Raw genomic sequence first — 13587 nt, 5'->3', positions numbered from 1 at the left:
GGGATGACGATGAGCGAGCAGCCACCCGTCGGACCGGTCGACGCGTCCCAGGTGCCCCGCTACTGCGGCCCGGCGACCTTCGCGCGCCTCCCCGAGATCCGCGACGTCGACCACGCGGACATCGCGATCGTGGGCGTGCCCTTCGACTCGGGCGTCTCCTACCGCCCCGGGGCCCGGTTCGGCCCGAGCCACATCCGCGCGTCGTCCAAGCTGCTGCGCCCGTTCCACCCGCCGCTGGGCGTCTCGCCGTTCGCCACCCTGCAGGTCGCCGACGCGGGCGACATCGCGGTCAACCCGTTCAGCCTCGACGAGGCGATCACCGGCATCGAGCGCGGCGCGGACGCCCTCAGGGAGCGGGCCGACCGGGCGATCACGCTCGGCGGCGACCACACCATCGCGCTGCCGCTGCTGCGCTCGCTGCACCGCAGGCACGGGCCGGTCTCGGTGCTGCACTTCGACGCCCACCTCGACACGTGGAACACCTACTTCGGGGCGCCGTACACCCACGGCACGCCGTTCCGCCGCGCCAGCGAGGAGGGTCTCCTCGACCCGGAGGGCTGCCTGCACATGGGCATCCGCGGCCCGTTGTACGACGCGGCGGACCTCACCGACGACAAGGCGCTCGGCTTCGCGATCATCCGGGCCGACGACTACGAGACCGACGGCCTCCCGGCCGCCGTGGAGCGGATGCGGGCCCGGCTCGGCGACCGCCCGGTCTACGTCTCGATCGACATCGACGTGCTCGACCCGTCGATGGCGCCCGGCACCGGCACCCCCGAGGCCGGCGGCCTCACCAGCCGCGAGCTGCTCCACACGCTGCGCGCGCTGGTCGGCTGCAACGTGGTGGGCGCCGACGTCGTCGAGGTCGCGCCGTCGTACGACCACGCAGAGATCACCGGCATCGCGGCCAGCCACGTCGTCTACGAGCTGCTCGCGGTGCTGGCCCGCAACGCAGCCGCCTGATCCTCACCCCACCCTGCAGGTCCGCCCCGAAAGGACACCGCCATGGACAAGGCGATCGTCATCCTCTACATCGTGAGCATGATCGGCTTCGGCTTCGTGGGGAAGTCGAAAGCCACGACGGAGTCGGACTTCCTGGTCGCCGGGAGGCGCCTCGGTCCAGCGCTGTACGGCGGCACCATGGCCGCGATCGTGCTCGGCGGCGCGTCCACCATCGGTGGGGTGGGGCTCGGCTACGAGTACGGCCTGTCGGGCATGTGGCTGGTCGTCAGCATCGGCATGGGCATCTTGCTGCTGAGCCTGCTGTTCGCCCACCGGATCCAGCGGCTCGGCATCTACACCGTCAGCCAGATGCTGACCCTGCGCTACGGCCCCGGCTCGCACGTCCTGTCCGGTGTGGTCATGTGCGCCTACACACTGATGCTCGCGACGACCTCGACCATCGCCTACGCGACGATCTTCTCGGTGCTCTTCGACCTCGACAAGGTGCCCGCGATCATGATCGGCGGCGGCACCGTGATCCTCTACTCCGCCCTCGGCGGGATGTGGTCGATCACGCTGACCGACTTCGTGCAGTTCTTCATCAAGACCATCGGCATCTTCTTCATCCTGGTCCCGGTCGCGCTCGCCAAGGGCGACGGCTGGGGCGGCATCACCGACGGCTTCCAGCGGGTCACCGGCCACTCGGGCACCGACCTCACCGCGATCGGTGGCCAGACGATCGTCACCTACTTCGTCATCTACACCTTCGGCCTCCTCATCGGGCAGGACATCTGGCAACGGGTGTTCACCGCCCGCACGCCCGCCGTCGCCCGGTGGGCCGGCACGGCTGCCGGCGTCTACTGCCTGGCGTACGCCTTCGCCGGCTCCGTGATCGGCATGTCCGCGCGGGTGCTGCTGCCGGCCGGGGACGCGAAGGTGAAGGACGACGCCTTCGCCGCCTTCGTGGAGTTCGCGCTCAACCCGGTGCTCGCCGGCCTGGTCCTCGCAGCCGCGCTCGCCGCGGTGATGTCGACGTCGAGCGGGGCCCTGATCGCGAGCGCCACGGTCGCCCGCCAGGACATCGTCAACCTGATCCGCGGAGCCACCGGCCACCAGGACACCGGCGACGAGCACGACCACGTCACCGGCAACCGGCTCTACCTGATCGCCTTCGGCATCGTGATGATCGCGCTCGCCTGCGTCCTGCAGGACGTCGTCGCCGCGCTCACCGTCGCCTACGACATCCTCGTCGGCGGCCTGCTCGTCGCGATCCTGGGCGGCCTGGTCTGGCGGCGTGGCAACAACCGCGGCGCGCTGGTGTCCATCGGCGTCGGGGTCGCGGTCACCCTCGCCACCATGCTCGTCGTGGGCGACATCTACGCCAACGAGCCGATCTACTACGGCCTCGCGTCCTCGGCGCTGGCGTACATCATCACGAGCCTGCTCACCCCGCCCACCGACCCGGCGATCATGGCCGAGTGGGATGCCCGCAACGCCGGCACCACCACCCAGGTCCCCGAAGCCGACCCGGTGTGACGACCGGCCTCTCCCATCCCCCGATCGACTCGAAGGAGCATCCCGTGAGCACTCCCCCGTCTCGCCGTCCCGTCGCGAGGACCACCGCCAAGAAGGCCGCGGCGAAGAGGACGACGGCCAAGAAGGCACCCACCCGACGTACGTCGAAGAAGGCGGCCGCCGCCCCTGAACCGGTCCTTCCCGAGCAGGAGTACACCGAGCCGGCGGGCATCGAACCGGTCCCGACCCTGGGCACGGACGCGGCGTTCGCCCCGGCCGCCCCGCCCGCGGCCCCGCGTCGTCGCACCCTCCGCAACATGTCGGAGGTGCGGCACTTCTTCCGCACCAACGACGTGCCGATCTACTTCGTCGGCGCGACGCCGTTCAACCTGCTCGGCCTCGACCGCTGGGTCCGCAACTTCACCTACCTCACCTACTACGACGCCTGGGACGGCGCGCACCCGCGGGTGTTCACGCCGCGGCACAAGCCGTACGTCGAGTTCGAGAGCGGCGAGGACATCAACAACTGGCTGCTGCGCAACGCCGAGGTCCGCGCCTTCATCGCGGCCCGCAGCAACGGCGAGCGCCCCAAGGTCGCGATGGTGTTCTTCGACGAGGAGACCGAGCGGATCTGCGAGGAGCTCGGCTACGACCTGATCCTGCCGCCGGCCTCGCTGCGCACGCACCTCGACTCCAAGCTGGTCACCACGCGGCTCGGCAACGAGGTCGGGGTGCCCAGCGTGCCGAACGTGATGGCCACCGTCGACTCGTGGGACGAGCTGGTCACCGCGGCGAAGGACGCCGGCCTCGGCACCGACCTGGTCGTGCAGACCGCGTACGGCGACTCCGGCAAGACCACCTTCTTCATCGCCGCCGAGGAGGACTGGGACAAGCACGCCGACGACATCACCGGCGAGGAGGTCAAGGTGATGAAGCGGATCGACAACCGCCCGGTCGCGGTCGAGGCGGTGCTCACCTCGTGCGGCACGGTCGTCGGCCCGTTCATGTCCGAGCTGACCGGGCACCCGCAGCTCACGCCCTACCGCGGCGGCTGGTGCGGCAACGAGATGTTCCCCGAGGTGCTGACCGGTGACCTCCGGGTCAAGGCCGCCGACCTGGTCCGCCGGCTCGGCGACCGGCTCGGCAAGGAGGGATACCGCGGCTTCTTCGAGGTCGACGTGCTCGTCGACGTCGACACCGACGAGGTCTACCTCGGCGAGCTGAACCCGCGGATCAGCGGCGCGTCGTCGATCACGAACGTGACCGCGGGCGCCTACGCCGACGTACCGCTCTTCCTGTTCCACCTGCTCGAGTACCTCGACGTCGAGCTCGCGATCGACGTCGACGAGATCAACGAGCGCTGGCAGGAGCTCGCCGCGGTCGACCTGTGGTCGCAGATGATCATCAAGGAGACCTCCCCCGGCGTCGAGCTGATCCGCACCGGCGCCCCCACGGGCCAGTACGCCCTCGACCTGTCGGGTGCGCTGGTGTTCCGCCGGGCCGCCCTCGACTGGCACCAGCTGCAGAACGAGAGCGAGGCCTTCTTCCTGCGCATCTACGGCCCCGGCGACTACCGCTGGAAGGGTGCCGACCTCGGCGTGCTCGTCACCAAGGGCCGGCTGCAGACCGGGCGCCCCGGCGAGCCGGCCGACCTGACGATCCGCGCCCGGCACCTGATCGACTCGATCCGCGCCCACTACACCGGCACGCCGATGATGCCGCCGCCCGACGCCGTCCCGGCCGACCTCGGCGCCGAGGGCGGCTTTGGGGCCGTCTAGCATCGACGACGTGCTGGGAGAACACACCGACCGCCCCGTTGCCGGCCTCACGCTCGACAATTGGCAGACGGCGGGCTTCCTGGACTGGTCCTTCCAGCACGTCGACGAGATCGTCCCGACCGCGCGGATCGGTCGAGGCACGGGGCCGGTGGCCGACCTCGGCGTGCCTGCAGGCGACCTGGGTGCGGTCGAGGTCCGGCTCTACGACGGCAGCGTGCTCACGGCCGCACAGGTCATGGACGCCACCGAGACCGACGGCTGGGCGGTCGCGCAGCACGGCCGCCTGCTGGGCGAGCACTACCCGCGCGGCATGGCACCCGGTACCCGGCACCTGCTGATGTCGGTGAGCAAGTCGCTGGTCGGCTCGGTCGCCGGCGTGCTCGCCGGTCAGGGCCTGCTCGACCCGGCCCGGCTGGTGACCGACTACGTCCCGGCGCTCGAGGCCAGCGGGTACGCCGGCGCGACCGTGCGCCACCTGCTCGACATGCGCTCGGGCATCCGGTTCTCCGAGGACTACCTCGACCCCACGGCCGAGGTCCGGGTCCTCGAGCAGGCGATCGGCTGGGCCACGCGCACACGTCCCGGCGTGCCGAGCACGATGTACGACTTCCTGCTCACCCTGCGGCAGAAGGGCCCGCACGGTGGTCCGTTCGAGTACCGCAGCGGCGAGACGGACGTGCTTGGCTGGGTGTGCGAAGCGGCGGCCGGCCAGCGGATGCCGGAGCTGATGTCGAGCCTGCTCTGGTCGCGGATCGGCGCCGAGGAGGACGCCGTCATCGGTGTCGACCCGGTGGGCTCCGGCATGTTCGACGGCGGCATCTGCGCCGCGCTGCGCGACCTGGTGCGCTTCGGGCACCTGCTCGGCCACGGCGGCGCCTCGCTGACCGGCGAGCAGGTCCTGCCCGAGTGGTGGGTCACGGACACCCTGACCGGCGACGCCGACTCGCGCGAGGCGTTCGCGACCAGCCCGACCGAGACGCTCATGCCGGGCGGCATGTACCGCAACCAGGTCTGGCTGCCGTACGCGGGCTCCGACGTGCTGCTGTGCCTCGGCATCCACGGCCAGATGATCTACGTGAACCGCCCCGCCGGTGTCGTGGCGGCCAAGCTCTCGAGCTGGCCGGAGCCGCAGCACGCGTGGAAGCTGTTCAGCACCCTCGCGGCCTTCGACGCGATCACGGCCGCGCTGGCCTGATCCCGCCCGGGCCCGCGCGGTCGGCTCCGTCGCCGGACCAGCCCAGCGCGAACCACAGCGTCATCCGGGTCTCGGGGTCCTGCAGGTCGGCGTCGAGCAGGGTCGCGACCTGGGTGAGCCGGTGCCGGACGGTGTTGCGGTGCACGCCGAGGATGGTCGAGGTGCGCTCCGTGCTGCCGTGGCACGACAGCCACGTGTGGAGCGTCGCGAGCAGCGCGGCCGCCTGGTCGTCGGGCAGCTCGTGCACGTTGCGCAGCAGCGAGCGCGCGAACGCGGTGGCCTCCTCGCGCTGGACCAGCGAGTCCACGGCCACGTCGGTCTCCCGGTGGACGACGACGGCGGCCTCGCCGGCCAGTGCGCGCCGGAGCATCCGGTCGGCCTGCGCCCGCGCCTCGGAGAGCTCGTCGATCCGGAAGGGCGCGCTGTACCCGAGCGCCCAGCCGAGTGCGGCGACGTCGGCGGGCGGAGCGGGCGGGTCCGTCCGGTCACAGGGCGCCAGCGCGGTCAGCCTCCCGTCGGCGAGGTCGAGGTACGGCGTACCGAGCGCGGTCCGCAGCGTGGCGATGTCGACGGCCGTGTCACGCCGGCCCCGTGGCGAGCGGGTCGACTGCCCGCGGACCACCACCCAGTGCTCGCCCTGCGCCGCGGCGCCGGAGCGCAGCAGGCGGTCCAGGTCGTCGACGTGGCCCCTGGTGAGCAGGCGCACCAGCGCCGCGATCCCCTCGGTCCGGGCCTCGAGCGCGTAGCGCGGGCTCACCAGCGCGGCCAGCAGCCACAACGCAGACGCGGTCGTGCGCCGCTCCGAGAGGGTGAGCGCGTTCGCCGAGGTCAGCGCGAGCACCAGGCGCGATCCCGCGGACGAGCCCGTGGGGACCACCTGCAGGTTGAGGTGGAGCCGGTCGCCGAGGGTCGACGTCGTGGCGAGGGCAGCACCGCCCTGCTGCAGCGACGCCGCGTGGTCGCGCAGCAGCTGCCGCACCGGCGGGGCGGGCAACCGGCCGCCGGTGGCGAGCGCGTTGCCGTCGGGGTCGAGCAGCACGGCGGTCGCGCCCGTGCGGCGGGACAGCTGCCGGACGAGCGACCGGATCGGGTCCGCACCGCCGGCGGCCCCGGCGAGGGCGGCCATCGCACGTGCCTCGGTCTCGAACTCGCGCTGCTGGCGACGGGCCACCTCCTCCGTGAACGCCCGGCTCACGGCGACGAACGGCGTCCCGGTCGGGACGTCCAGCAGCCGGAGCCGGTGCTGCTCGCAGGCCTCGACGAGCGCCCGGGGCACCTCCGGGAACACCGGCTCGACCCCGAAACCGAGCGCGGCCACCCCCGCCGTGGCGACGCGCTCGACGTAGACGCCGATGCCGCCCGGCTCGTCGGCGAGGCCGAGACCGGAGGTCAGCAGCAGCTCGCCCTGCTCGAGGTAGGGCGTCGGGTCGGCCAGCTCGGTGGTGGCCACGGCGCTGATGCTCACCGTGTCGGTCGGGCCGGCGACCTGGGTCAGACCCAGCGCCGGATTGGCGAGGAGCTCGGCCAGCGGGACCTCGAAGGCGTCGTTCAGCAGCACGGCCACCCCTGTTTCCGCACCTGACGGCATTGCACTGTCGGGCCCTCCTCGCTGTGCGGTTCCGACTCTGTCGGCCGAGGTCCATCGAACCCTAGTTTCGTGATCCGCACCACGTCGTCCCCGACCCAGACCCGTCCCCGAGCTGTGAGCCCGAACCGGAGAGCGCCATGAAGATCACCCGCACCACCCTCGCCGCCGCAACGACCGTCGCGGCAGCCCTCGCCGTCACCGCGTGCGCCGCCCCGGACGACGGCACGTCCGCCGCCGGTGGCCCCGACGCGAGCGCGACCCTCAGCGCCCAGAAGGTGGACGCCGACGCGGCCGGCCTGCTGCCGGCGGACATCAAGGACGCCGGGGTCGTCAAGGTCGCCTCCGGTGTCAGCTTCCCGCCGATGGAGTACTTCGACACCGACAACAAGACCGTCCTCGGCTTCGACGCCGACCTCGGCAAGGCGCTCGGTGAGGTGCTCGGCGTGGAGTTCGACTTCCAGAACACCAACTTCGACGGCATCATCGGCGGCCTCACCGCCCACCGCTACGACCTCGGCCTCACCTCGATGATCGACAAGCCCGAGCGCCAGACCCAGGTCGACTTCGTCGACTACCTCAGCTCCGGCGTCACCTTCCTGGTGATGAAGGGAAACCCGGACGGGCTCACCGAGCAGTCCGACCTCTGCGGGCGCGCCGTGGCCGTGGAGAAGGCGGCGACCGGAGACCTCGTCGCCGACGACATCAGCAAGGACTGCGAGGCCGCCGGCAAGAAGCCCGTCGACAAGTCGCCCCTCCCGGACCAGGCCAGCGCGATCCAGGCGCTGCAGTCCGGCCGGGCCGACGCCGTGCTCGCCCTCGACCTGACGCTGGCCTACAACGTCAAGCAGAACCCGGACACCTTCGAGGTGCCGGCCAAGCCGTTCGGCACGCTGCCCGTCGGCATCGCCTTCCCCAAGGACAGCACCGGACTGCGCGACGCCGTCGCGGCCGCCCTGAAGGTGCTGCAGGACAACGGCACCTACGACGACCTGCTGGCCAAGTGGAACCTGACCGCTCAGGCCCTGACCGGCGCCCCGATCAATGCAGGCAAGTGACGTGAGCGTCCCGACGAGCCCCGTCGCCGGGGGTGAGCTGGCCACCGGTCACGCCGAGGAGCCGGTGATCCGCCTGCGCCACCCCTGGCGCTGGGTCGCGGTCGCCGTCATCGCGGTCTACGCCGGCGTCCTGGTGAAGTTCCTGGTCACCAACGACGCGCTGCGCTGGGACCTGGTCAGCGGCTACCTGTTCGAGACCTCGATCCTGCACGGCATCGTGACCACGCTCAAGGTCACCGTCGTCGCGATGGTCCTCGGTGTCGTCCTCGGCACCGTGCTCGCGGTGATGCGCCTGTCCGAGAACCCGGTCCTGCGGTGGAGCGCCGGCGTCTACGTGTGGTTCTTCCGCGGCACGCCGATCCTGGTCCAGCTGCTCGGGTGGTACTTCCTCGCCTCGGTGCTCCCGGAGATCAGCCTCGCCATCCCGTTCGGGCCCAGCTTCGCGACCTGGTCGACGAACACCGTGATCACGCAGTTCATGGCCGCGATCCTGGGTCTCGGGCTCAACGAGGCGGCGTACATGGCCGAGATCGTCCGCGCCGGCATCGGCGGTGTGGACAAGGGCCAGGCGGAGGCGGCCGAGGCCCTCGGGATGAGCCCGGTCGTCGCCTATCGCCGGATCATCCTTCCCCAGGCGTCGCGACTGATCATCCCCCCGACCGCCAACGAGACCATCACGATGCTCAAGCAGTCGTCGCTGGTCGTGGTGCTCGGCATGCTCGACCTGCTCGGCACGGCGCAGGCGATCTACAGTCGGAACTTCCAGCAGATCCCCCTGCTCCTCGTCGCGTCGATCTGGTACCTCGCGATGACCACGGTCCTCACCTACGGACAGGCCCGCCTGGAGCGCAGGATGAGCCGCGGCACCGCCGGTGTCGCGAGCAGGCCACGCAGGACAGCCCTCAACCGAGGAGGAGCTCGATGAACACCCTGATGGTCGACGCACGTGCCGTGCGCAAGGTCTACGGACGCCACGAGGTCCTCAAGTCGGTGGACCTGGAGGTCCGACGCGGCGAGGTCGTGTCCTTCCTCGGCGCCTCGGGATCGGGCAAGAGCACGTTCCTGCGCTGCATCAACCACCTCGAGCGCATCGACGGCGGCGAGATCAGCGTCAACGGCCAGCTGGTCGGCTACCGGCGCGCCAACGGCAAGAAGTACGAGCTGCACCGCTCGCAGATCGCCCTGGCGCGCCGCGACGTCGGCATGGTCTTCCAGCGCTTCAACCTCTTCCCCCACATGACGGCCCTGGAGAACGTGATGGAGGCTCCGGTCTCCGTCCAGCACCGTCCCCGGGCCGAGGCCCGGGCCGAGGCGGAGGCACTCCTCGAGCGGGTCGGGCTCGCCGACCGGCAGCACCACTACCCGAGCATGCTCTCCGGTGGCCAGCAGCAGCGCGTCGCCATCGCCCGCGCCCTCGCCATGAAGCCGGCACTGATGCTCTTCGACGAGCCCACCTCCGCGCTCGACCCCGAGCTGGTCGGCGAGGTCCTCGACGTGATGAAGTCACTCGCCGCCGACGGCATGACGATGATCGTGGTCACGCACGAGATCGGCTTCGCCCGCGAGGTCTGCGACCGGGTGGTGTTCATGGACGAGGGCGTGATCGTCGAGCAGGGCTCTCCCGCCGAGGTCTTCGAGCGACCCGAGCACGCCCGCACCCGGGCCTTCTTGTCGAAGGTGCTGTGAGGACATGGCACTCGTAGCCGTGACCGACACCGGTGGGCTCGACTTCGGCCCCGGGATCGCCGCCCTGCGCGCCGCCGGGCACCGGGTCGAGCTCATCGGCGCCGACAGCGCCGTCGACGTCCGCGACCGGGCGGAGCACGCCGAGGCGCTCATCGTCAGCTTCGTCGGCATCGACGCCGCGACCATCGCGGCCCTCTCCCGGCTCCGGGTCGTCGCGACGACCACGGTCGGGCTCGACCAGGTGGACGTGGCTGCCGCCCGGGCGGCGGGGGTGCAGGTGTGCGGCCTGCCGCCGCTGGCCAGCGAGGAGGTCGCCACCCATGCCCTGGCCGGGATCCTCGCGATGACCCGGGAACTCGCCGCCGGCCAGGCCGCAGCCGCCGACTGGGACTTCACCCGGATCCCCGCACCGCCGCGGCTCAGCGAGCTCACCCTCGGCCTGTACGGCATGGGCCAGATCGCCCAGCACCTGGCGGTCCGGGCCCGGCCGATGTTCGGGCGGATCGTGGCGCTCGATCCCTACGTCCCGGCCGAGGAGTGGCCGGCCGGCGTCGACCGCGTGGACTCCGCGGACCAGCTGTTCGCGACCTCGAACGTCCTGAGCCTGCACGCACCCTCGACACCGCAGACCCGGCACGCGGTCGACGCACGGGCGCTCGCCCTGATGCCCCCCGACGGATACGTCGTCAACGTCGCGCGAGGCGAGCTGGTCGACGCGGCCGCCGTGCTCACGGCGCTCGACAGCGGCCACCTGCGCGGCGCCTTCCTCGACGTCGCCGACCCGGAGCCGCCGGACCCGGCCGACCCGCTGCTGTCCCATCCCCGGACCATCGTCACCCCCCACGCCGGCTTCTACAGCGGCGCCTCGGAGCGGGCCTACGTCATGGGGGCGGTCGCCAACGTGCTGGCCGCGCTGACCCCGACCTCCGCCCCCCTCACCACCGCCACCCCCGGTGGCGCCGACCTCCAGGAGACCCTGTGACCGATCACGTGCGCAACGGCGGAGACGTCGTCGTCGAGACCCTGACCTCGCTCGGGGTCACCCACATCTTCGGGATCCCGGGGCAGCACGCCCTCGGCCTGTTCGACGCCATCCGGCGCAGCGACCTGCACTTCGTCAGCTCGCGGGTCGAGAACAACTCCGCCTTCGGCGCCGACGGCTACGCCCGGGCCACCGGGCACCCGGCCGTGATGTTCGTGTCGACCGGCCCCGGCGCGCTCACCGCCCTCGGTGCCCTGCAGGAGGCCTACACGACCGGCGTCCCGATCGTCGTGGTCAGCAGCCAGGTCCCCCGCCGCGGGATCGGCGGACGCAAGAACGGCCTGCTCCACCAGATCGACGACCAGCAGAAGAGCGCCCAGAACGTCACGAAGGGGACGACCGTCGTCCTCGACGCCGCGCACATCCCCTCCGCCATCGCCGACGCGTGGTCGCTCGCCCAGACGGTGCCGGCCGGCCCGGTCTGGGTCGAGATCGCGCAGGACGTGCTGCTCGAGCCCTCCCCCGTGCCGCCGGTGACCTCGACGATCACCCACGTCCCGTCCCGTCCGGCCCGCCCCGAGCTCGCCCAGGAGGCCGCCCGCCTGCTCGCCGGGGCGCAACGTCCGGTCATCCTCGCCGGCGGCGGGGTCCGCCGCTCGGCCACCGGACCCAAGGAGCTGCTCCGCGTCGCCGAGGCGCTCGGGGCACCCGTCGTGGCCACGGCCGGCGGCAAGGGCGCGATCTCGTTCGCCCACCCGCTCTCCGCCGGCAGCTGGATCGAGGACCGCCACACCACCGACCTCCTCGAGGACGCCGACGTCCTGCTGGCCGTCGGGACCACGATCGGCGAGGTCACCAGCAACTACTTCACCTTCGCGCCCCGTGGCGTCCTGATCCAGGTCGACGCGGAGCCGCGCGCCCTCGGCTCGAACTACCCGGTGCTGGGGATCCACGCCGACGCCGGACTCGCGCTGGAGGTGATCGCCGACCTGCTCCCGCCGGCAGCCGCGGGCGCCGTCGAGCGCGGCACGCAGGTGGCCGCCGACCTGCGCAGCCGGGTCGAGGCCCGGCTCGCCGGCCAGGACCTGGCACCCGAGCTGGCGCTGATGGCCACGCTGCGAGACGCCGTGCCCGCCGACCTGCACACCTTCTGGGACATGACCATCGCCGGCTACTGGGCCTGGTCGATCTGGGACCCGCAGGACGGCGAGTTCCACTCCGCCCAGGGCGCCGGCGGTCTCGGGTTCGCGTTCCCCGCGGCGCTCGCCGCGGCCATCGGCACCGGGCGGCCGACGCTGGCGGTGTCCGGCGACGGCGGCGCGATGTACGGGATCGCCGAGCTCGCGACCGCCCGCCAGCACGACGCCGACGTGACCTGGCTGATCATCGACGACGGCGGCTACGGCATCCTGCGCGAGTACATGACCGGCGCCTTCGGCGAGGCCACCGCCACCGAGCTCGCCCGGCCCGACTTCGTCGCCCTCGCCGAGGCCTTCGGCATCCCGGCGCACCGGGTCAGCTCCGAGACGCTCGGCAGCACGCTCGCCGCCGAGCTGCGGGAGCCCGGACCGTCCGTCGTGGTGCTCGAGGCCCGCCCGCGGATGTTCGCGATCACCTGACCCGCGCGCAGCACCCCGGGCCCGGCTCGACCGGCTCCACGGTGGCGCCGAACCTGCGGGCGAGGGCCGACAGGAACCCCCGGTTGACCCCGCAGACCAGGTCGCGGTGATCCGCCGCGAGCCGGTCGAAGGGGCAGTTCGCCAGGCAGAGCGCACCATCGTCCTCCGCGCGCGGCTCGTAGCCGAGCGGGACGAGCGTCTCCAGCAGCGGCTGCCCCTCGACGACGCTGCCCGCGACCGCGTCCGCCGCGTCGTCGGCCGCCGCGGCCAGCGCGTCCGGCATCGGCGTGCCCGCCAGGGTCCGCTCCACCGCGTCGGCGAGCACCTGGCCCGCCAGGTCGTAGCGCCTGCTCGGCACGCTCACGGTCAGCTCGCGGCGCGAGCGGCGGTACAGCTTCGCCGGCCGGCCCGCGCCGGGCCCGGTGCGACCGGTCAGCCGCCGGAACTCGGTGACGAGCAGGCCCTCGTCGACGAGTCGCTCGAGGTGGAACTTGGCCGTGTGGCGCGGTACGTCGACGCCGCTGGCCGCCTGGTCGCGGCTCACCGCGCCGGGCTGCTCGGCCACGAACCGGTAGAGCGCCCGTCGTACCGGATCGGCCAGGGAGCCGACCCGTGCCACCCGCTGCCCGAACGCCTCGTCCATGGCCTGCTCCCTCCCCGATTTTCTAGCAGACACGAGTCTTGTCGAAAGATCGCCGCAGGTCTACCGTCAATCGTGATGTCCCTTACAAAACGGGGACCGCTCGAGAAAGGGGCCGACCATGGCCAGCACCCACGCGTGGGACAACCTCACCCACGACATGCGCGAGGAGATGCACGACCTCACGCACTTCGCCTCCGTCGACGCCGCCCACCAGAGCCGCGTGGCCCTCTGGGCGACCTTCGTCGCGCTCCCCGTCCTGTGGGGGCTCGACATGATGACCAACGCCGTCACCGACAGCACCACGTGGGAGGGCTCGATCTCGACGTGGGCCAACAACTTCCTGCCCGGCAACGCTGCCGACGCGGTGATGTGGGTCGGCGCGATCACGCTCCTGATCGGGCTGCTCGTCGCCGCCATGCCGCAGTTCGGCGCCGACGTGCTCGGCATCTGGTTCGTGCTGCTGGCGGTCAACCTGTTCAGCGTCGACCAGATGGCCTACCTCGGCGTGGGCATGGTCGCGCTCGCCGTGTGCTGCTTCTGCATGGCACGGATGATGCGGGGTGACCACCGCAGGGAGGCGTGAG

General features: G+C 71.9%; 12 protein-coding genes. 10 read left to right on the top strand and 2 right to left on the bottom strand.

The features are described from left to right. The first annotated feature begins 9 nt into the window (after positions 1-9). From speB to BJ958_RS03675, 4 genes are read left to right on the top strand one after another with little or no spacing between them, the layout of a single operon-like run. Positions 10-963, top strand: a complete 954-nt coding sequence (gene speB / locus BJ958_RS03690; protein ID WP_179725590.1) for an agmatinase — start codon at positions 10-12, stop codon at positions 961-963. Between the two features lie 42 nt (positions 964-1005). After that, entirely contained in the window at positions 1006-2478 is a 1473-nt protein-coding gene (locus BJ958_RS03685) for a sodium:solute symporter family protein (protein ID WP_179725589.1), read from the top strand. A 44-nt stretch (positions 2479-2522) separates the two neighbouring features. Next, entirely contained in the window at positions 2523-4235 is a 1713-nt protein-coding gene (locus tag BJ958_RS03680) for a biotin carboxylase (RefSeq protein WP_343052553.1), read from the top strand. A gap of 10 nt (positions 4236-4245) precedes the next feature. Continuing rightward, a complete protein-coding gene (locus BJ958_RS03675) occupies positions 4246-5430 on the top strand; it encodes a serine hydrolase domain-containing protein (protein WP_343052552.1) in 1185 nt (394 codons plus the stop codon). Here BJ958_RS03675 and BJ958_RS03670 read toward each other — a convergent pair. Continuing rightward, positions 5411-6988: a PucR family transcriptional regulator ligand-binding domain-containing protein gene (locus tag BJ958_RS03670; protein WP_179725588.1), complete on the bottom strand. Its 1578-nt coding sequence runs from the start codon at positions 6986-6988 to the stop codon at positions 5411-5413. The genes BJ958_RS03675 and BJ958_RS03670 overlap by 20 nt on opposite strands. A gap of 167 nt (positions 6989-7155) precedes the next feature. Between BJ958_RS03670 and BJ958_RS03665 the strand changes: the two genes are divergently transcribed. The 5 genes from BJ958_RS03665 to BJ958_RS28930 are packed head-to-tail and all read left to right on the top strand — an operon-like array spanning position 7156 to position 12360. Further along, complete coding sequence (locus tag BJ958_RS03665) at positions 7156-8073, top strand: ABC transporter substrate-binding protein (protein ID WP_179725587.1); 918 nt, start codon at positions 7156-7158, stop codon at positions 8071-8073. A gap of 1 nt (position 8074) precedes the next feature. Then, complete coding sequence (locus tag BJ958_RS03660) at positions 8075-8998, top strand: amino acid ABC transporter permease (protein ID WP_343052551.1); 924 nt, start codon at positions 8075-8077, stop codon at positions 8996-8998. Next, positions 8995-9759: an amino acid ABC transporter ATP-binding protein gene (locus BJ958_RS03655; protein WP_273516855.1), complete on the top strand. Its 765-nt coding sequence runs from the start codon at positions 8995-8997 to the stop codon at positions 9757-9759. Before BJ958_RS03660 ends, BJ958_RS03655 begins: the two co-directional genes overlap by 4 nt. Positions 9760-9763: 4 nt before the next feature. Further along, entirely contained in the window at positions 9764-10741 is a 978-nt protein-coding gene (locus BJ958_RS03650) for an NAD(P)-dependent oxidoreductase (RefSeq protein WP_179725585.1), read from the top strand. Then, positions 10738-12360 (top strand): thiamine pyrophosphate-binding protein, encoded by a 1623-nt coding sequence (locus tag BJ958_RS28930; protein WP_218865577.1) that lies wholly within the window; start codon positions 10738-10740, stop codon positions 12358-12360. Before BJ958_RS03650 ends, BJ958_RS28930 begins: the two co-directional genes overlap by 4 nt. Here BJ958_RS28930 and BJ958_RS03640 read toward each other — a convergent pair. Then, positions 12353-13003, bottom strand: coding sequence for a helix-turn-helix transcriptional regulator (locus BJ958_RS03640; RefSeq protein ID WP_179725584.1), 651 nt, complete (start codon positions 13001-13003; stop codon positions 12353-12355). The genes BJ958_RS28930 and BJ958_RS03640 overlap by 8 nt on opposite strands. 118 nt (positions 13004-13121) lie before the next feature. Between BJ958_RS03640 and BJ958_RS03635 the strand changes: the two genes are divergently transcribed. Beyond that, a complete protein-coding gene (locus tag BJ958_RS03635; protein ID WP_179725583.1) occupies positions 13122-13586 on the top strand; it encodes a hypothetical protein in 465 nt (154 codons plus the stop codon). The last annotated feature ends 1 nt before the right edge of the window (position 13587 follow it).

It is taken from the genome of Nocardioides kongjuensis (genome assembly GCF_013409625.1).
GTDB lineage: Bacteria > Actinomycetota > Actinomycetes > Propionibacteriales > Nocardioidaceae > Nocardioides > Nocardioides kongjuensis.
This window is presented reverse-complemented; position numbering and strand designations above follow the sequence as displayed.

Bases quoted from the DNA above. Each gene is read 5' to 3' on its own strand.
- speB (WP_179725590.1), top strand. From the start codon at position 10: ATGAGCGAGCAGCCACCCGTCGGACCGGTCGACGCGTCCCAGGTGCCC.
- BJ958_RS03640 (WP_179725584.1), bottom strand. From the start codon at position 13,003: ATGGACGAGGCGTTCGGGCAGCGGGTGGCACGGGTCGGCTCCCTGGCC.
- BJ958_RS03665 (WP_179725587.1), top strand. From the start codon at position 7,156: ATGAAGATCACCCGCACCACCCTCGCCGCCGCAACGACCGTCGCGGCA.
- BJ958_RS03635 (WP_179725583.1), top strand. From the start codon at position 13,122: ATGGCCAGCACCCACGCGTGGGACAACCTCACCCACGACATGCGCGAG.
- BJ958_RS03655 (WP_273516855.1), top strand. From the start codon at position 8,995: ATGAACACCCTGATGGTCGACGCACGTGCCGTGCGCAAGGTCTACGGA.
- BJ958_RS03650 (WP_179725585.1), top strand. From the start codon at position 9,764: ATGGCACTCGTAGCCGTGACCGACACCGGTGGGCTCGACTTCGGCCCC.
- BJ958_RS03685 (WP_179725589.1), top strand. From the start codon at position 1,006: ATGGACAAGGCGATCGTCATCCTCTACATCGTGAGCATGATCGGCTTC.